The organism is Flavobacterium chungangense LMG 26729, from assembly GCF_000735715.2.
Lineage (GTDB): Bacteria > Bacteroidota > Bacteroidia > Flavobacteriales > Flavobacteriaceae > Flavobacterium > Flavobacterium chungangense.
On sequence record NZ_JASY01000002.1, the window covers coordinates 729,271 to 747,992 of the forward strand.

General features: G+C 34.8%; 14 protein-coding genes. All 14 read left to right on the forward strand.

The features are described 5' to 3' along the window. Window positions 1-22: 22 nt before the first annotated feature. Complete coding sequence (locus JE46_RS06325) at window positions 23-1,360, forward strand: cytochrome c3 family protein (protein WP_031454416.1); 1,338 nt, start codon at window positions 23-25, stop codon at window positions 1,358-1,360. A 32-nt stretch (window positions 1,361-1,392) separates the two neighbouring features. Beyond that, the gene (locus JE46_RS06330; RefSeq protein WP_031454417.1) at window positions 1,393-4,443 is read left to right on the forward strand and encodes a TAT-variant-translocated molybdopterin oxidoreductase; all 3,051 of its coding nucleotides are present in this window, start codon (window positions 1,393-1,395) and stop codon (window positions 4,441-4,443) included. Window positions 4,444-4,481: 38 nt separating this feature from the next. Then, window positions 4,482-5,885, forward strand: coding sequence for an NrfD/PsrC family molybdoenzyme membrane anchor subunit (gene nrfD / locus JE46_RS06335; protein ID WP_031454418.1), 1,404 nt, complete (start codon window positions 4,482-4,484; stop codon window positions 5,883-5,885). Continuing rightward, a complete protein-coding gene (locus JE46_RS06340; RefSeq protein ID WP_031454419.1) occupies window positions 5,878-6,402 on the forward strand; it encodes a DUF3341 domain-containing protein in 525 nt (174 codons plus the stop codon). The genes nrfD and JE46_RS06340 overlap by 8 nt, the downstream gene beginning before the upstream one ends. A gap of 8 nt (window positions 6,403-6,410) precedes the next feature. Further along, window positions 6,411-6,956, forward strand: coding sequence for a c-type cytochrome (locus JE46_RS06345; protein ID WP_031454420.1), 546 nt, complete (start codon window positions 6,411-6,413; stop codon window positions 6,954-6,956). Window positions 6,957-6,983: 27 nt separating this feature from the next. Continuing rightward, window positions 6,984-8,543, forward strand: a complete 1,560-nt coding sequence (locus tag JE46_RS06350) for a hypothetical protein (protein ID WP_031454421.1) — start codon at window positions 6,984-6,986, stop codon at window positions 8,541-8,543. A 19-nt stretch (window positions 8,544-8,562) separates the two neighbouring features. Then, window positions 8,563-9,750 carry a cytochrome c oxidase subunit II gene (locus tag JE46_RS06355; RefSeq protein ID WP_031454422.1) on the forward strand — a complete coding sequence of 396 codons (1,188 nt, stop codon included), beginning with the start codon at window positions 8,563-8,565 and terminating at the stop codon, window positions 9,748-9,750. A gap of 34 nt (window positions 9,751-9,784) precedes the next feature. After that, window positions 9,785-11,590 (forward strand): cytochrome c oxidase subunit I, encoded by a 1,806-nt coding sequence (locus JE46_RS06360; protein ID WP_031454423.1) that lies wholly within the window; start codon window positions 9,785-9,787, stop codon window positions 11,588-11,590. A gap of 104 nt (window positions 11,591-11,694) precedes the next feature. Beyond that, window positions 11,695-12,717, forward strand: a complete 1,023-nt coding sequence (gene ruvB / locus JE46_RS06365) for a Holliday junction branch migration DNA helicase RuvB (RefSeq protein WP_031454424.1) — start codon at window positions 11,695-11,697, stop codon at window positions 12,715-12,717. Window positions 12,718-12,728: 11 nt separating this feature from the next. Beyond that, on the forward strand, window positions 12,729-14,075 hold the full coding sequence (locus JE46_RS06370) for a cytochrome P450 (RefSeq protein WP_031454425.1): 1,347 nt from the start codon (window positions 12,729-12,731) through the stop codon (window positions 14,073-14,075). Further along, the gene (gene queG, locus JE46_RS06375; protein WP_031454426.1) at window positions 14,072-14,998 is read left to right on the forward strand and encodes a tRNA epoxyqueuosine(34) reductase QueG; all 927 of its coding nucleotides are present in this window, start codon (window positions 14,072-14,074) and stop codon (window positions 14,996-14,998) included. The genes JE46_RS06370 and queG overlap by 4 nt, the downstream gene beginning before the upstream one ends. A gap of 204 nt (window positions 14,999-15,202) precedes the next feature. Beyond that, entirely contained in the window at window positions 15,203-15,628 is a 426-nt protein-coding gene (locus JE46_RS06380) for a CBS domain-containing protein (protein WP_031454427.1), read from the forward strand. A gap of 153 nt (window positions 15,629-15,781) precedes the next feature. After that, complete coding sequence (locus JE46_RS06385; protein WP_031454428.1) at window positions 15,782-18,070, forward strand: NADP-dependent malic enzyme; 2,289 nt, start codon at window positions 15,782-15,784, stop codon at window positions 18,068-18,070. Between the two features lie 69 nt (window positions 18,071-18,139). Further along, window positions 18,140-18,721, forward strand: coding sequence for a Holliday junction branch migration protein RuvA (ruvA, locus tag JE46_RS06390; protein WP_031454429.1), 582 nt, complete (start codon window positions 18,140-18,142; stop codon window positions 18,719-18,721). The last annotated feature ends 1 nt before the right edge of the window (window position 18,722 follow it).

The following is an 18,722-nucleotide window of genomic DNA, read 5'->3' on the forward strand; positions in this document are numbered from 1 at the left end:
TAGTAGATAATTATTATACTATATGAAAAAGGTGGGTAACCATAATTCGATCTCAAGAAAATTGCTGTTTAGCTTATCGCTAACCCTGATTTTCTCCCTAACTTCATTTGCTCAAGATCCGGCTGCAGCTCCTGCGGCAACTGAAGCTGCGGCTGCTCCGGCTGCTGCATCTGGAAGTGGTGATCCTGTAAAAGGGAAAGAACTTTTTAATGCAAATTGCGCTGCATGTCACAAATTAGATGCTAAATCTACTGGTCCTGCTTTAAGAGGGGTTGCTGGTAAACATGACATGGCTTGGATTTACAAGTGGGTGCATAATAGTTCTGATATGATTAAATCAGGAGATGCAGTTGCTGTTAAGCTTTTTGAAGAAAATAACAAGTCTGTAATGACTTCTTTTCCTCAATTGTCAGAAGGTGATATTGATAATATTATAGCTTATACTTCTGAAGTTAAAGCTGAGCCAGCTGCTGGTACTCCTGGAACTGTTCCTCCTGGGGGAAAAGTTGAAGGAGGAGGAATATCTAATAATATTATTTTAGGTGCTCTTGCGCTTGTTATGGCTATTTTAGTTGTTATGTTGTTCATGGTGAACAAAGTATTAACTAAAGTTGCAAGTAACAATGGGATTGTAGTTGGGCCTAAAGACGCTAGAACTCCAATTTGGAAAGCATTTGCTAGAAATCAATTTTTAGTATTAGTTACTTCTATATTCTTGCTTTTAGCTAGTGGTTACTTTGTGTACGGATTCTTGATGCAAGTTGGTGTAGATCAAAACTACGAGCCAATTCAGCCAATTCACTACTCTCACAAAATTCACGCTGGTGATAATGAGATCAATTGTAAATATTGTCACTCAGCTGCTCGTGTAAGTAAAAATGCGGGTATTCCTTCTTTGAATGTTTGTATGAACTGTCATAAAAATATTTCTGAGGTTGCTGAGACTACTGCGACACCTGAGTACAGTAAAGCGTTCTATGATGCTCAAATTCAAAAATTATACGATGCTGTTGGATGGGATAAGGCAAAACAAGCTTACACTGGAAAAACACAGCCTGTTAAATGGGTTCGTATTCATAATTTACCTGATTTTGTGTATTTCAATCACTCACAACACGTAAATGTTGCAGGTGTTGAATGTCAAACTTGTCACGGTCCTGTTGAGGAGTTTGAAATCATGAAGCAATATTCTAAATTAACAATGGGATGGTGTGTTGATTGCCATAGAAAAACTGATGTTAAGATGGAAGGAAATGCATATTATGATAAAATTCATGCTGAACTTTCTAAAAAATACGGTGTAGAGAAATTGACTGCAGCGCAAATGGGAGGTTTAGAATGCGGTAAATGCCACTATTAATCGAATTATTAAGATTTTAATATTTATATACAATGTCATCAAACAAAAAATACTGGAAAAGTGTTGAAGAACTAGAAAATAGTTCTATTGTTGAGGCGCTTAGAAATAACGAATTTGTTGAAGAAATTCCTACTGATGAATTTTTAGGAAATGCAGATGCTTTAGCTACATCTGGAACTTCACGTCGTGACTTTTTAAAGTACGTAGGATTTAGTACTGCAGCCGTAACTCTTGCTGCATGCGAAGGTCCTGTTCACAAGTCTATCCCTTATGTGTTGCAACCAGAACAAATCATTCCTGGTGTTGCTGATTATTATGCAACTACAGTTTTTGATGGTTTTGATTTTGCTAACCTGTTAGTGAAAACTCGTGAGGGTCGTCCAATTAAAATTGATAACAATACTATTTCTGGAGCTAAGTTTTCAGCCAATGCTAGGATTCATGCGTCTATTTTATCTTTATATGATAGTATGCGTTTGAAAGAGCCTAAGTTGGACGGAAAAGATAGTAGCTGGTCTGCTGTTGATTTAAAAATTAAATCTAGTCTTGCTGATGCAAAAGCAAAAGGTGGGCAGGTTGTATTGTTGACTAATACTTTGGCAAGTCCATCAACTGAGAAATTGATTGGGGAATTTATTGCTAAAAACCCAAATGCTAAACACGTTGTTTATGATGCTGTTTCTTCTTCTGAAGCATTAGATGCATTTGAGACTGTTTATGGAGAAAGAGCTTTAGTTGATTATGATTTTTCAAAAGCCTCTTTAATTGTTTCTGTTGGGGCTGATTTCTTAGGAGATTGGCAAGGTGGTGGATACGACTCTGGCTATGCTAAAGGGCGTATTCCTCAAAACGGAAAAATGTCTCGTCATTTTCAGTTTGAATCAAATATGACTTTATCTGGAGCTGCTGCTGATAAGCGTATTCCGATGACTATTGCGAATCAAAAACAAGCTTTAGTTCAAATATATAATATTGTTGCAGGAGCTAATGTTGCTGTTTCTTTAGATGGTGCTTTTAAAGCTGAAGTAGTGAAAGCTGCTCAACAACTTAAAGCTGCTGGTTCTAAAGGAGTTTTAGTATCTGGACTTGAAGATAAAAATGCTCAATTATTAGTTTTAGCTATCAACCAAGTGTTGGCAAGTGAATCTTTTAGTACAGCTGGGACAAGACAAATTAGAAAAGGTTCTAATGCTGCTGTTGCTCAGTTATTAAAAGATATGAATGCTGGAAGTGTTCACACTTTGATCATGAGTGGAGTTAATCCGGTTTATACTTTAGCAGAAGCTGCTTCATTTGAAGCGGGATTAAAGAAAGTAAAAACTTCAGTTACATTCTCTCTAAAAGAAGATGAAACTGCTTCGCTTACTACAATTGCTGCCCCAGCTCCGCATTATTTGGAATCTTGGGGAGATGTTGTGATTACAAAAGGAACTTATAGCTTGACTCAGCCAACTATACGTCCAATTTTCAATACAAAACAATTCCAAGATATTTTACTATCATTAAACGGAATTCCTGGAACTTTCTATGATTATATCAAAGCTAATTCAGCTGGTATTATTGCGGGAACTTCTTGGAATAAAGTATTGCATGATGGGGTTTTTGTAATAGGTTCTAGTGTATTAACAGGAGGTTCATATGACTATTCTTCTGCTGCGGCAACATTATCTAAATCAAAATCTACTGGTGATTTTGAATTAGTATTGTATACTAAAACAGGTATGGGTGACGGGCAGCAAGCCAATAATCCTTGGTTGCAAGAATTTCCGGATCCGATTACAAGAGTTTCTTGGGATAATTATTTAACAGTTTCTAGTGCTGATGCCAAAAAGTTTGATTTTTCAAACCCAATTGTTGCAAACGGAGGTTTAAACGGAAGTTATGCAACTATTACAGTTGATGGTGTTAAGTTAGAAAATGTTCCAGTAATAATTCAGCCAGGTCAGGCTGTTGGTACAGTAGGTTTAGCTGTAGGTTACGGTCGTAAAGCGGCTTTGAAAGAAGAAATGGTAGTAGGTTTAAATGCTTACTCGTTATATAAAAATTTCAATAGTGTTCAATCTGTATCTATTGCAAAAGCATCAGGAGAGCATGAGTTTGCTTGTGTTCAGGGACAGAAAACATTAATGGGTAGAGGAGATATTATTAAAGAAACTACTCTTAAAATTTTTAATGAAGAAGATGCAGAGCATTGGAATGAACAACCAATGGTATCTTTGGATCACCAGGAAGTTAAAGCCACTACAGTAGATTTATGGGAATCATTTGATCGTTCTACAGGACATCACTTTAACCTGTCAATTGACTTAAACGCTTGTACTGGTTGTGGGGCATGTGTTATTGCTTGTCACGCTGAGAACAACGTCCCTGTTGTAGGTAAAGCAGAGGTAAGAAGAAGCCGTGATATGCACTGGTTACGTATTGACAGATACTATTCTTCTGAAAGTACTTTTGAAGGTGACAACGAAAGAAAAGAGAATATCGCAGGTTTATCTAGTTCATTATCTACATTTAATGAAATGGAAAAAGCAGGTGAAAATCCACAAGTAGCTTTCCAGCCAGTTATGTGTCAGCACTGTAATCACGCGCCATGTGAGACAGTTTGTCCGGTTGCTGCTACATCTCATGGTCGTGAAGGTCAAAACCATATGGCATACAACAGATGTGTTGGTACACGTTATTGTGCAAACAACTGTCCTTATAAAGTACGTCGTTTCAACTGGTTCTTGTACAACAAAAACAGTGAATTTGATTATCACATGAATGATGATTTAGGTCGTATGGTATTAAACCCAGACGTAAACGTTCGTTCTCGTGGTGTTATGGAAAAATGTTCTATGTGTATCCAAATGACACAAGCTACAAAATTAAAAGCGAAAAATGAAGGACGCCCAGTTGCTGATGGAGAATTCCAGACAGCTTGTTCTAACGCTTGTTCTTCTGGAGCAATGATATTTGGAGATGTTAATGATAAAGATAGTAAAGTGGCTAAATTAGCTGCAGACGAAAGATCATATCACTTATTAGAGCATGTTGGAACAAAACCTAATGTGGTTTACCATGTTAAAGTTAGAAATACGTAGTACAAAAAATTATTAATTAAGAAACAATATAAAGGATTATGTCGTCTCATTACGAAGCACCCATTAGAAAACCTTTAGTTATAGGTGATAAATCTTATCACGATGTAACAGTAGATGTAGCTGCACCTGTTGAAGGTCCTGCAAACAAACATTGGTGGATTGTATTTTCAATCGCATTAATAGCCTTCCTTTGGGGATTAGGCTGTATAATTTACACCGTATCTACCGGTATCGGAACATGGGGATTAAATAAAACAGTTGGTTGGGCTTGGGATATCACGAACTTTGTTTGGTGGGTTGGTATTGGTCACGCAGGAACTTTGATTTCTGCAGTATTATTACTCTTCCGTCAGCGTTGGAGAATGGCAATTAACCGTTCTGCAGAAGCAATGACTATTTTCTCAGTAGTTCAGGCAGGTTTATTTCCAATTATTCACATGGGGCGTCCATGGTTAGCGTACTGGGTTTTACCTATTCCAAATCAATTTGGATCTCTTTGGGTAAACTTTAACTCGCCATTACTTTGGGACGTATTCGCGATTTCAACGTATCTTTCAGTATCATTAGTTTTCTGGTGGACTGGTTTGTTACCTGATTTTGCAATGCTGCGTGATAGAGCGGTAACGCCTTTTACAAAAAGAATTTATTCTATCCTGAGTTTTGGATGGAGCGGTAGAGCAAAAGACTGGCAACGTTTTGAGGAAGTATCTTTAGTTCTTGCAGGTTTGGCTACTCCACTTGTACTTTCTGTACACACGATTGTATCGATGGACTTTGCTACTTCTGTAATTCCAGGATGGCATACAACAATTTTTCCTCCGTACTTCGTTGCAGGAGCGGTATTCTCAGGATTTGCAATGGTAAATACCTTGTTGATCGTTATGAGAAAAGTTTCTAACCTTGAAGCATATATTACACTTCAGCATATTGAATTGATGAATATCATTATTATGATTACCGGTTCTATTGTTGGTGTTGCCTATATCACTGAATTATTCGTAGCCTGGTATTCTGGTGTTGAATATGAGCAATATGCGTTCTTAAACAGAGCAACTGGACCTTATTGGTGGGCATATTGGGCAATGATGACTTGTAACGTTTTTTCTCCACAATTTATGTGGTTCAAAAAACTAAGAACGAGTATTATGTTTTCATTTATTATTTCGATTGTAGTAAACATCGGAATGTGGTTTGAAAGGTTCGTAATTATCGTTACTTCTTTACATAGAGATTACCTTCCATCTTCTTGGACAATGTTTTCACCAACATTTGTTGATATTGGAATTTTCATTGGAACAATTGGTTTCTTCTTCGTATTGTTTTTATTATACTCTAGGACATTCCCTGTAATTGCTCAGGCAGAGGTTAAAACAATTTTGAAAGGAACTGGAGATAATTACATTAGAGAAAGAGCAGAAAATAAAGATTCACACCATGAGTAATAAAGTAATATACGCCATTTATAATGACGATGATATTTTGATGGATGCAGTAAAGAAAACCAAAGCTGCACACCATCATATTGAAGAGGTTTTTACTCCATTCCCAGTTCACGGATTGGATAAAGCGATGGGTTTACCACCAACAAGATTAGCAATTTGTGCTTTTCTTTATGGATGTGTTGGTATTTCTGTTGCAACATTTATGATGAGTTATATTATGATTCATGACTGGCCACAGGATATTGGTGGAAAACCAAGTTTTAGTTTTATTCAAAATATGCCATCTTTTGTGCCTATTATGTTTGAGATGACTGTATTTTTTGCTGCCCACTTAATGGTTATTACTTTTTATATGAGAAGTAGATTATGGCCATTCAAAGAAGCTGAAAACCCGGATGTAAGAACAACAGATGACCATTTTTTAATGGAAGTTGCTGTAAATGATAACGAAGCAGAACTAGTTTCTTTTTTCGAAAGTACAGGAGCAGTTGAAGTTAAAGTAATTGAAAAGAATTAATTGTAGCTATGAAAAGGATATATAAAATAACACTTTTAGTTGGTATAACTATTTTAGTTTCATCTTGCCACAATAATTCGGCGCCAAACTATCAGTATTTCCCTAATATGTATGAATCTGTAGGATACGAAACTTATTCTGAGGCTTCTGTATTTAAAGGTGGAAAAGAAGGGCAGCTTCCTGTAGAAGGAACTATCAATAGAGGTTTTGAACCTTATGAGTATGAAAATTCAACCGCTGGTTATGAATTGGCTAAAACTAATTTAAAATCACCGTTGACTCAGGAAGAGAGAAGTTCTGAAAAAGGAAAAGAGCTTTTTGAAATTTACTGTATAAGTTGCCATGGTGCTTCTGGAAACGGTAAAGGTAAATTAGTTGAAAGAGAGAAATTTCTTGGAGTACCTAGTTATAAAGACAGGGTTATCACTGAAGGAAGTATCTTTCATGTTGAAACTTATGGTTTAAACGCGATGGGTTCTCATGCAAATCAATTAAGTGCCCATGAACGTTGGTTAGTTGCTGACTATGTTCTAAAACTAAAAAGCCAATTATAATTGTTGAACAAACTGATCGTAAAAGATATGTACACATTTTCAAGTAAATTAAAAACGTTTTCTTTCATCTTAATGGCCGTTGGTATATTAGGGATTGGATATGGTTTTTTAAACGCTCCTAAAAATATTGAAGACGTAGAAACTCTTCTTAAAAAAGAAGCATCTGAGCACGGTGGAGGACATGGTGAAGCTGCTGCAGCAAATCATGAAGAATCCGCTGAAGCAACTCACCATGAGGAAAAACCGGAAGTTGTTCATCATGAAGAGGCTAAAGATGCACATGTTGAAGTAGCTGTAAATGCAGACTCAGTTATTGCACATAAAGATTCAGTTGTTGCAAAAGAAGAAGTCGCTAATGAAGTAAAAACTGAAGAAGCACACGAGAGTACAGTTGCAGAAGCTAATGTTGCTAAACATGAAATAAAAGATCAAAAACATGAGGAAGTTTCTCATGAACATGATCCTAAAGCACACGCAGAACACGTTTTGCACCAATTACAAAACAAGCCATGGTCTGCTTTGTATGTTGCATGTATTTTCTTTTTGTTGCTTTCTATGGGCGTTTTGGCATTTTATGCTATCCAACATGTTGCTCAAGCTGGCTGGTCTCCTGTATTGTTTAGAGTTATGCAGGGAATAACAGCTTATTTGCCTGTTGGTTCTTTGATTTTCTTTGTTATACTAATTTTGTGTGGACTTCATTTTAATCATATTTTTGTATGGTTAGGAGAAGGAGTTACAGATCCAAAAAGTGAGCATTATGATGCAATTATTGCAGGAAAGTCAGGTTATTTAAATTTTCCTTTCTGGATAGCTAGAGCTGCTGTGTTTTTAGGAGGATGGAATTTGTACCGCTATATTACTAGAAAAAATTGTTTAGCTCAGGATGAAGCGAATGATGATTTGAACTATAAAAAGAATTTCAAACAAACAGCTGGATTTTTAGTATTCTTTATAGTTTCTGAGTCTATTATGTCTTGGGATTGGATTATGTCTTTTGATCCACACTGGTTCAGTACTTTATTTGGGTGGTATGTATTTGCTTCTTTCTTTGTAAGCGGTATTACGACAATCGCTTTGGTAACTATTTACTTGAAATCTAAAGGGTATTTAGAATTTGTAAATACAAGTCATATTCATGATTTAGCTAAATTTATGTTCGGAATTAGTATATTTTGGACTTATTTATGGTTCTCTCAATTTATGTTGATCTGGTACGCAAATATTCCTGAAGAGGTTACATATTTTATAACAAGAATTCAATTATACAACCTTCCTTTCTTTGGTGCTGTAGTTATGAATTTTGTTTTCCCTGTATTAATTTTAGTTAATACTGATTTTAAACGTCTAAACTGGGTTATTGTAATGGCTGGTATTGTTATTTTATTGGGACACTATGTTGACTTTTTTAATATGATTATGCCTGGTACAGTTGGTGACAGATGGTTTATTGGAGTTTCTGAAATTGCATCTATTCTTTTCTTCTTAGGTCTATTTATTTTTGTAGTGTTTACTGCATTAAGCAAATCTCCTTTATTGGCAAAAAGAAATCCTTTCATCGAAGAAAGTAAACATTTTCATTATTAATATTTAAAGAAATAAACAGATGACAAGTTTGTTGGTAATTGTAGTTTTAGTTTTATTAGCAGTTGCATTATGGCAATTGACCAAGATATTTGATCTTACTCAAGTAGGATCTTCTTCGGACGATTCGCAAGTTGCATCAGATAATGATAATAATATTCAGGGATATATTATGTTTGGCTTCCTGGCTTTCATTTATATCTTTACGATTTATGGTTTACTAAAATGGGGTAATTTAGCACTTCATACGCCAGCTTCAGAGCATGGTATTTTAGTAGATAGTTTAATGAATATTACTTGGGTATTGATTTTTACTGTACAAGTTATTACACAAGGATTATTATACTGGTTTTCTTTTAAATATAAAGGGAATAAGGATAAAAAAGCATTATTCTTTGCTGATAGTAATAAATTAGAAGCAATTTGGAGTATTATTCCATCTGTTGTTTTAGCGGTTTTAATTCTTTATGGATTGTACGCTTGGAACAATATTATGTTTGTTGATAAAGATGAAGATGTAATAGAAATTGAATTATATGCTCAACAATTTAAATGGACAGCACGTTACGCTGGACAGGATAATGTTTTAGGTAAAGCAAACGTTCGTTTAATTGAAGGAGTTAATACTTTAGGAGTTGATATGTCAGATCCTAATGCTCAGGATGATATTGTAGTTAGCGAATTGCATATTCCAAAAGGAAAAAAGGTACATTTCAAAATGCGTTCTCAAGATGTACTACACTCAGCTTATTTTCCTCATTTTAGAGCTCAAATGAACTGTGTGCCAGGTATGGTTACTGAGTTTGCTTTTATTCCAACTTATACAACTTCTGAATATAGAGAGCTTCCTTTTATGGTTGAAAAAGTTGCAAATATCAATAAGCTTAGAGCACAGAAGAGTGCTGAACTTATTGCTAAGGGAGGTACAGCATTAGATCCTTATACATTTGACTATTTATTATTATGTAATAAAATTTGTGGAGCTTCTCATTACAATATGCAAATGAAGGTAGTTGTAGATTCTCCTGAAGATTATAAAAAATGGTTAAGCGAAAAAACTACTTTGACTGAGGATATTAAAGCTGCAGCTGCAGCTGAGAAACCTGCAGAAGGTGGAGTTGAAGCAACTACAGATAGCACTGCTAAAGATACTGTTAAAGCGGTAATTGATACTGTTAAAGCTGTTGTAGCTAAAGTTGCTATGAAATAATAATATTTATTAAGAAAATTTAAAGTATACATATATGTCAGCAGAAGCGCACGATCACGATCACGGACACGATCATCACGAGCACGAACATCATCATAAAGACACTTTCATTACTAAATACATTTTTAGTATTGATCACAAAATGATTGCTAAGCAATACCTGATTACAGGTATTATTATGGGAGTAATTGGTATTGGAATGTCCTTGCTTTTTAGAATGCAATTGGCTTGGCCAGAAGAATCTTTTAAAATATTTAATGTTTTATTAGGTGATAAGTTTGCACCTGATGGTGTAATGGCAAATGATATTTATTTAGCTTTAGTTACTATTCATGGTACTATTATGGTATTCTTTGTACTGACGGCCGGATTAAGTGGTACTTTTAGTAACTTACTTATTCCGCTTCAAATTGGTGCAAGAGATATGGCTTCTGGATTTATGAATATGATTTCATATTGGTTGTTTTTTCTTTCGGCTGTAATTATGTTGTCATCATTATTTGTCGAAGCTGGACCGGCTTCTGCAGGTTGGACAATTTATCCGCCATTAAGTGCTTTGCCACAAGCGATTCCAGGATCAGGAGCAGGTATGACTTTATGGTTAGTTTCAATGGCTATATTCATTGCATCTTCATTAATGGGATCTTTGAATTACATAGTAACTGTAATCAATTTAAGAACTAAAGGAATGTCTATGACCAGACTTCCTCTTACTATCTGGACATTTTTCGTAACAGCTATTATTGGTGTTATTTCATTTCCGGTATTATTATCAGCTGCTTTATTATTGATTTTCGATAGAAGTTTTGGTACTTCATTTTTCCTTTCTGATATTTATATTGCAGGAGAGGTTTTACATTATCAAGGTGGTTCACCTGTATTGTTTGAACACCTATTCTGGTTCTTAGGACACCCTGAGGTTTACATTGTAATCTTGCCAGCAATGGGTCTTGTTTCTGAAATTATGGCCACGAATTCTCGTAAACCTATTTTCGGATACAGAGCGATGATTATGTCAGTTCTTGCAATTGCGTTTTTATCTACAATTGTTTGGGGTCACCATATGTTCCTTTCAGGAATGAATCCTTTCTTAGGATCTGTGTTTACTTTTACAACTTTATTGATTGCAATTCCATCTGCCGTAAAAGCTTTCAACTGGATTACAACTTTATGGAAAGGTAACTTACAGTTTAATCCTGCTATGTTATTTTCTATTGGAATGGTTTCTACATTCATCACTGGTGGGTTAACAGGAATCATTTTAGGAGATAGTACTTTAGATATTAACGTTCACGATACTTACTTCGTAATTGCTCACTTTCACTTAGTAATGGGTATTTCTGCTCTTTATGGAATGTTTGCTGGTATTTACCACTGGTTCCCTAAAATGTACGGAAGAATGTTAAACAAAAACTTAGGTTATATTCACTTTTGGGTAACAGCTGTTTGTGCTTATGGAGTTTTCTTTCCAATGCACTTTATAGGATTAGCCGGGTTACCAAGACGTTATTATACAAATACAAACTTTCCATTATTTGATGATTTGCAAAATGTGAATGTTTTAATTACAATGTTTGCTTTGATTGGTGGTGCATTCCAATTAGTATTCTTATACAATTTCTTCAGTAGTATTTTCTACGGTAAGAAAGCTGTTCAGAATCCATGGAAATCTACAACTCTTGAGTGGACTACACCAGTTGAGCATATCCATGGTAACTGGCCAGGCGAAATTCCACATGTATACCGTTGGCCATATGACTATAGTAATCCAAATCATGATGTAGATTTTGTACCGCAAAATGTACCAATGAAAGAAGGTGAAGAAGTTTTACATCACTAAAAAATAATTCAAAAAAAGACTGTCCGAAATGGCAGTCTTTTTTTGTTTACGATTCATTAAAAAATCTTGTTTTAGAAACTCATTAGTTTCTATATCTTTGTAAGATGAATGAAAACCTTGATCCTACCACAAAAGGATATAACCCAGAAGAGTTAGATCTTGAAAAAAGATTGCGTCCGCTATCATTTGATGATTTTGCCGGACAAGACCAAGTTTTAGAAAACTTAAAGATTTTTGTTGCTGCAGCTAATCAGCGTGGTGAAGCACTCGATCATACTCTCTTTCATGGTCCTCCGGGATTAGGTAAAACTACGTTAGCCAATATTTTAGCAAATGAACTTGAAGTTGGAATTAAAATTACTTCGGGGCCGGTTCTAGATAAACCGGGTGACTTAGCAGGGTTACTAACGAATCTTGACGAAAGAGATGTTTTATTTATTGATGAAATTCACCGCTTAAGTCCAATTGTTGAAGAATATCTATATTCAGCAATGGAGGATTTCAAAATTGATATTATGATAGAATCAGGACCAAATGCCAGAACGGTTCAAATCAATTTAAATCCTTTTACCTTAATTGGAGCTACTACACGTTCCGGATTATTAACGGCTCCAATGCGTGCGCGTTTTGGAATTTCGTCACGTTTACAATATTATACAACCGAACTTTTGACGACTATTGTTGAAAGGAGTTCCTCTATACTTAAAATGCCAATTTTTTTAGATGCTGCTATTGAAATAGCTGGTCGCAGTCGTGGTACACCTCGTATTGCTAATGCATTATTGCGAAGAGTACGCGATTTTGCTCAGATAAAAGGCAATGGGACTATTGATCTTGAAATTGCTCGTTATGCTCTAAAAGCGCTTAATGTTGATGCACATGGTCTTGACGAAATGGACAACAAGATACTGTTAACAATTATTAATAAATTTAAGGGGGGGCCTGTTGGTCTTTCGACTTTGGCAACAGCTGTTTCTGAAAGCAGCGAAACAATCGAAGAAGTATATGAACCCTTTTTAATTCAGGAAGGTTTTATTATGCGTACGCCACGAGGACGTGAGGTTACTGATAAAGCTTATAAACATTTAGGTAAGATCAATACGAATATTCAAGGCGGATTGTTTTAATAGCTATATCAATGTCTGAGAGTAAAAAATATAATTATCCTCATAAAATTTCATTAGGAAGATTTCTATTGGATGCTGAAGGCGTTAGAAGAAATCCGATACCTTATCATAAAAAATATTTCGAAAAATTTGGTGATTCTTTTTCAATTAAGATAGGATTGTCAAAGCATATCATATTGTCAAGGGATAATGAAGTTGCACAATATATATTACAGAAAAATCAAAAAAATTACCATAAATCTAAATTTCAGTCCGTTTATCTTTCTAAATATTTAGGAAAAGGATTATTGACAGTTGATGGAGATTTTTGGTTAAAACAAAGAAGACTTATTCAGCCTGCTTTTCATAAACAAAAAATGAATCAATTGGTTGAGAATATGAATCAAACAATTGTTTTGGAACTGAATAGTTTGGAAGAAGGAAAGCCAATTGATCTTTTTCCTGTAATGAGTAAGTTGGCATTTAATGTTGTCGCTAAATCGCTGTTTCAATTCTCCATTTCTGAAGAAAAATTAGATCGAATAAAATTTATTATTGAAGAAGTTCAGAACTTTTTGGTTAAGGAAATAAGACTGCCTCATAAAGCTTGGTGGTTTTCATTAAGTGGGCAGGTGAAAAAGCACGAACAGCTTGCTTTAGAGAACAATAATATCATCAAAGAAATTATTGGTATAAGAAATTCTTCAAATGAAGAATATAATGATTTGCTCAACATGTTAATGGAAACCAGATATGAAGATACCGGAGAGCCAATGTCAATTACCCAACTCATAGATGAAATTAAAATCTTATTTATTGCCGGACACGAAACTACTGCCAATGCTTTAACATTTGCCTTATACCTTTTAGGACGACATTCAAAAGTTCAACAAAAAATACTAGATGAAATTTTAGAAATTGAATCCCAGACGAATAATGTTGTTGAACAGCTTCAGAAAATGACATATACTAATGCTGTCCTAAATGAAGCAATGCGTTTATATCCTCCAGCATGGATTACTGATAGGCAAAATGTAAAAGACGATACATTGGCTGGCTATAATATTAAAAAGGAGACCTTAATTGGTGTTTCATTTTATGCGTTACATCGAAATCCCAAGTACTGGGATAATCCGGATAGCTTTGATCCCGAGCGTTTTTTGGGTGAACAAAAGAAAATTTCAATGCAATATTTTTATCCTTTTGGCGCAGGACCAAGAATGTGTATTGGAGCCGGTTTTGCTATATATGAAATGTGTCTGACCATTGCTCATATAGTGAAAAAAAATAGAATCGTATCGAATACTGACGAAGTTAAGTTTAACCCTTTGATAACATTAAAGCCTGTTGGGGTTGAAGTTTTATTCTTGAAAAGATGAGTATTAATGCTAAAGAGACATATTCGAAATTTATAAAATCAGAAGCTAAAAGATTAGGTTTTCTTTCTTGTGGGATTTCTAAAGCTGGTTTTCTAGAAGAAGAAGCACCCCGACTTGAAAAATGGTTAAACAAAAACCATCACGGTCAAATGGCTTATATGGAAAACCATTTTGATAAACGGTTAGACCCAACTTTACTAGTTGATGACGCAAAAAGTGTTGTTTCACTTTTATTAAATTACTACCCAGCGGAAACTCAAAGTCAGGATAGCTTTAAAATTTCAAAGTATGCCTACGGCCAGGATTATCATTTTGTAATTAAAGAAAAATTGAAAGAATTTCTGTTTTCTATTCAAGAAAAAATTGGCGATGTTTCGGGTCGTGCTTTTGTCGATTCTGCACCTGTGCTGGATAGGGCTTGGGCAGCCAAAAGTGGTTTGGGCTGGATTGGTAAAAGTGGTAATTTGATTACTCAAAAAGTAGGCTCTTTTTATTTTATTGCTGAACTTATACTTGATTTGGATTTGGAATATGATTATGCAACGACAGATCATTGTGGCTCTTGCACTGCTTGCATCGATGCTTGTCCTACACAAGCCATAGTAGAACCCCATGTAATTGACGGTAGTAAATGTATATCTTATTACACTATTGAACTTAAAGAAAATATACCTTATGAAATGAAGGGTAAATTTGACGAATGGATGTTTGGTTGTGATACCTGTCAGGATGTTTGTCCCTGGAACCGGTTTTCAAAATCACATTCAGAGCCATTGTTTAATCCCAATCGTGAGCTGCTTTCGTTTTCCAAAAAAGATTGGATAGAAATTACAGAAGAAACTTTTCGTGTTGTTTTTAAAAATTCTCCTATAAAAAGAACCAAGTTTGATGGTTTAAAGAGGAATATAAAGTTTTTAGAATAATATTTTATTTAATTGTTTTGTCAGAAGTAAGGTTGTGCTTTTATAATAAAAGCCATGAATCATTATTTTTCTTTATGAGAATATTTTTGAAGGTTAAATGTTTTGTATTTCATTATATATGAATTGATTATGTGTTAAAAAACAGAAGAAGGTGTTTTTTGTATTCTATTTTTTTTAACTTTATAGTCCTAAAATATTTCAGATATGACTGTAAATCAAATATTAAACGCAAAAGGGAAAAATGTTTATTCTGTAGGTTCGACTACAACTGTTTATGAAGCATTGAAAGTGATGGGCGAAAAAAATATAGGCGCTATTCTGATTATCGATGACTTTGAACTAAAAGGGATATTGTCTGAGCGGGATTATGCACGAAAAATTGTTTTAAAAGATAAATCTTCAAAAGAAACTTTAGTTGATGAGATTATGGAAAGTACTGTTTTTACAGTAAAACTTTCAGATAATTTAGAAGACTGTATGGAACTCATGAGTACAAAAAGAATAAGACACCTGCCGGTTTTAGAAGACGAAATTGTTGTAGGTATTATTTCGATCAGTGATGTCGTAAAGGCCATTATTGAATTACAAAAGGATACGATTAATCACTTAAATTCTTATATTTCGCAATAACGATTTATAAAATAAACTTATAAATAGTCCAAATTACATTGGGCTATTTTTTTTGTAGTAATCCAATATTTTTTAGGGAAAAGAATGTTCAAAAACAGATTGATTTAAACCAAGTCTTATATCTTTGTAAGGCAAAATAAAAAGCGAAGACGAATGAATAAAGAGACTAAAAGAAGAGAAGCGTTATTGTATCATGCAGAGCCGACTCCAGGAAAAATTCAAGTAGTTCCAACTAAAAAATATGCAACCCAAAGAGACTTATCTCTTGCTTATTCTCCAGGGGTAGCAGAGCCATGTCTGGAAATCGCAGCAAACATTGATGACGTTTATAAATATACAGCAAAAGGAAATTTAGTAGCCGTAATTTCAAATGGTACAGCTGTTTTAGGTCTTGGAGATATAGGTCCTGAAGCAGGAAAACCAGTAATGGAAGGAAAAGGTCTGCTGTTTAAAATTTTCTCTGATATTGATGTTTTTGATATTGAAATTGGAACAAAAGATGTTGAAGAATTTATTCAGACCGTAAAAAATATTGCTCCCACTTTTGGAGGAATTAATCTGGAAGATATTAAAGCTCCGGAATCTTTTGAAATAGAAAGACGACTGATAGAAGAGTTAGATATTCCGGTAATGCATGATGATCAGCATGGAACAGCTATTATTTCTTCGGCAGCTTTAATTAATGCATTAGAATTAGCAGGCAAAAAAGCCGAAGATGTAAAAGTTGTAGTTTCCGGTGCTGGATCAGCTGCGATAGCTTGTACAGATTTATATGTTTTGCTGGGCGTTAAAGTGGAGAATGTTTTAATGTTCAACAGTAAAGGGCTTTTAACAAAAGATAATCCTTCGCTTTCAGAATTGCAATTGAAATATGCTGTGGATGGCGCTAAAATTGATTTGGCAGAAGCTGTAAAAGATGCAGACGTTTTCATAGGATTATCTTCAGGAAATATTTTATCGGCTGAGATGTTATTGTCAATGGCCGAAAGCCCAATTGTGTTTGCAATGGCAAATCCAAATCCTGAAATAGATTATAATTTAGCAGTAGAAACCCGTAAGGATGTTATTATGGCTACAGGGCGTTCAGATTTTCCGAATCAGGTAAATAATGTTTTAGGTTTTCCTTACATTTTTAGAGGAGCCTTGGATGTCAGAGCTACAAAAATCAATGAAGCAATGAAAATGGCAGCTGTAAAAGCGCTGGCTTCATTAGCAAAACAATCTGTACCGGAACAGGTTAACGTAGCTTACGGTGCAACAAAGTTAGGTTTCGGCCGTGAATATATTATTCCAAAACCATTTGATCCAAGATTGATTGCAATTGTGGCACCCGCTGTAGCAAAAGCAGCGATAGAATCAGGCGTTGCTAAAAACCCGATCACAGACTGGTCTGCTTATGAAGAAAAACTTTTAGAACGTTTAGGGAATGATAATAAAATGGTTCGTTTAATTACTAATCGCGCCAAAATGGATCCAAAACGAGTTGTTTTTGCCGAAGCAGAACATTTAAATGTTTTAAAAGCAGCGCAGATTGTATATGAAGAGGGTGTTGGTTTTCCTATTCTATTAGGGAATAAAGAAATCATTTTAGAACTTAAGAAAGAGTTAGGTTTTGACGCTGATGTTGAAATTATTGACCCTAAAACAAATGAAGAAGAGGCAAGACGTAACAGATTTGCAAACTCATATTGGGAAACAAGAGAAAGGAGAGGTGTTTCTTCGCTGGATGCTCAGAGATTTATGCGTGAAAGAAATTACTTTGCAGCAATGATGGTAAATGAAGGAGAGGCCGATGCTTTAGTAACCGGTTATTCAAGAAGTTATCCGAGTGTGTTAAAACCGATGTTGCAATTAATTGACAAAGCACAGGGTGCTTCACTTGTTGCAACCGCCAATATGATGCTTACATCACGTGGGCCAATGTTTTTATCAGATACAGCTATTAATATTAATCCAACTTCAGAAGATTTAATAAATATTGCAATTATGACTGCCAAAACAGCAAAAATGTTTGGTATAGAGCCTGTTATTGCAATGGTTTCTTATTCAAATTTTGGATCTTCAACTCATCAGAATGCATCAAAAGTTAGAGATGCCGTTGCTTATCTACATAAAAATTATCCTGATATGGTTGTGGATGGAGAAATTCAGGCTGATTTTGCCTTAAATCCGGAAATGCTTCAGGAAAAGTTCCCTTTCTCCAAATTAGCTGGAAAAAAAGTAAATACCCTGATTTTTCCTAATCTAGAATCAGCAAATATTACATATAAACTGTTAAAAGAATTGTATGAAGTAAATTCTATTGGTCCAATTATGATGGGTATGGGCAAGCCTGTTCATATTTTCCAGTTGGGAGCAAGTGTTGAAGAGATGGTTAATATGGCGGCTATTGCAGTTATTGATGCTCAGGAAAAAGAATTAAAGAAAAAACAAACTAACTAAATAGCTGAAGGCGTAAGCCGTTGTTAATATTGTCTTAATTTTATTATATTTGGCATCACAAAAAATACTATGATAGCACATTTGCAAGGAAAATTAGTGGAGAAAAATCCAACAGAGGTTGTGATTGATTGTGCAGGGGTTGGATATCAGGTAAATATCTCTTTGCATACTTTTTCTCTAATTCCAAATACTGATTTTGTAAAATTGTATACGCATCTTTTAATCAAGGAAGATGCGCATACATTATACGGTTTTGTCGAAAAATCCGAAAGAGAAATATTTAGAATGTTAATATCAGTTTCGGGTATCGGGGCTAATATTGCCAGAACCATGTTGTCTTCGATAGAACCAAGACAAATTATAAATGCTATTGCTTCAGGAGATGTTGGCGTAATTCAGTCTATTAAAGGAATTGGTAATAAAACAGCCCAAAGAGTAATATTGGATTTGAAAGAAAAAGTCTTAAAGTTATATGATCTGGATGAAGTTTCTGTAGTTCAAAACAATACAAATCGAGATGAAGCGTTATCTGCTTTAGAAGTTTTAGGTTTTGTTAGAAAAACATCGGAAAAAGTTGTCGAGAAGATTATAAAAGAAGATCCGGAAGCTTCTGTAGAAACTATTATCAAAAAGGCTTTAAAAACGTTATAAA

Coding starts and splice junctions, on each gene's coding strand:
- JE46_RS06325 (WP_031454416.1), top strand. CDS start 23: ATGAAAAAGGTGGGTAACCATAATTCGATCTCAAGAAAATTGCTGTTT.
- JE46_RS06330 (WP_031454417.1), top strand. CDS start 1,393: ATGTCATCAAACAAAAAATACTGGAAAAGTGTTGAAGAACTAGAAAAT.
- nrfD (WP_031454418.1), top strand. CDS start 4,482: ATGTCGTCTCATTACGAAGCACCCATTAGAAAACCTTTAGTTATAGGT.
- JE46_RS06340 (WP_031454419.1), top strand. CDS start 5,878: ATGAGTAATAAAGTAATATACGCCATTTATAATGACGATGATATTTTG.
- JE46_RS06345 (WP_031454420.1), top strand. CDS start 6,411: ATGAAAAGGATATATAAAATAACACTTTTAGTTGGTATAACTATTTTA.
- JE46_RS06350 (WP_031454421.1), top strand. CDS start 6,984: ATGTACACATTTTCAAGTAAATTAAAAACGTTTTCTTTCATCTTAATG.
- JE46_RS06355 (WP_031454422.1), top strand. CDS start 8,563: ATGACAAGTTTGTTGGTAATTGTAGTTTTAGTTTTATTAGCAGTTGCA.
- JE46_RS06360 (WP_031454423.1), top strand. CDS start 9,785: ATGTCAGCAGAAGCGCACGATCACGATCACGGACACGATCATCACGAG.
- ruvB (WP_031454424.1), top strand. CDS start 11,695: ATGAATGAAAACCTTGATCCTACCACAAAAGGATATAACCCAGAAGAG.
- JE46_RS06370 (WP_031454425.1), top strand. CDS start 12,729: ATGTCTGAGAGTAAAAAATATAATTATCCTCATAAAATTTCATTAGGA.
- queG (WP_031454426.1), top strand. CDS start 14,072: ATGAGTATTAATGCTAAAGAGACATATTCGAAATTTATAAAATCAGAA.
- JE46_RS06380 (WP_031454427.1), top strand. CDS start 15,203: ATGACTGTAAATCAAATATTAAACGCAAAAGGGAAAAATGTTTATTCT.
- JE46_RS06385 (WP_031454428.1), top strand. CDS start 15,782: ATGAATAAAGAGACTAAAAGAAGAGAAGCGTTATTGTATCATGCAGAG.
- ruvA (WP_031454429.1), top strand. CDS start 18,140: ATGATAGCACATTTGCAAGGAAAATTAGTGGAGAAAAATCCAACAGAG.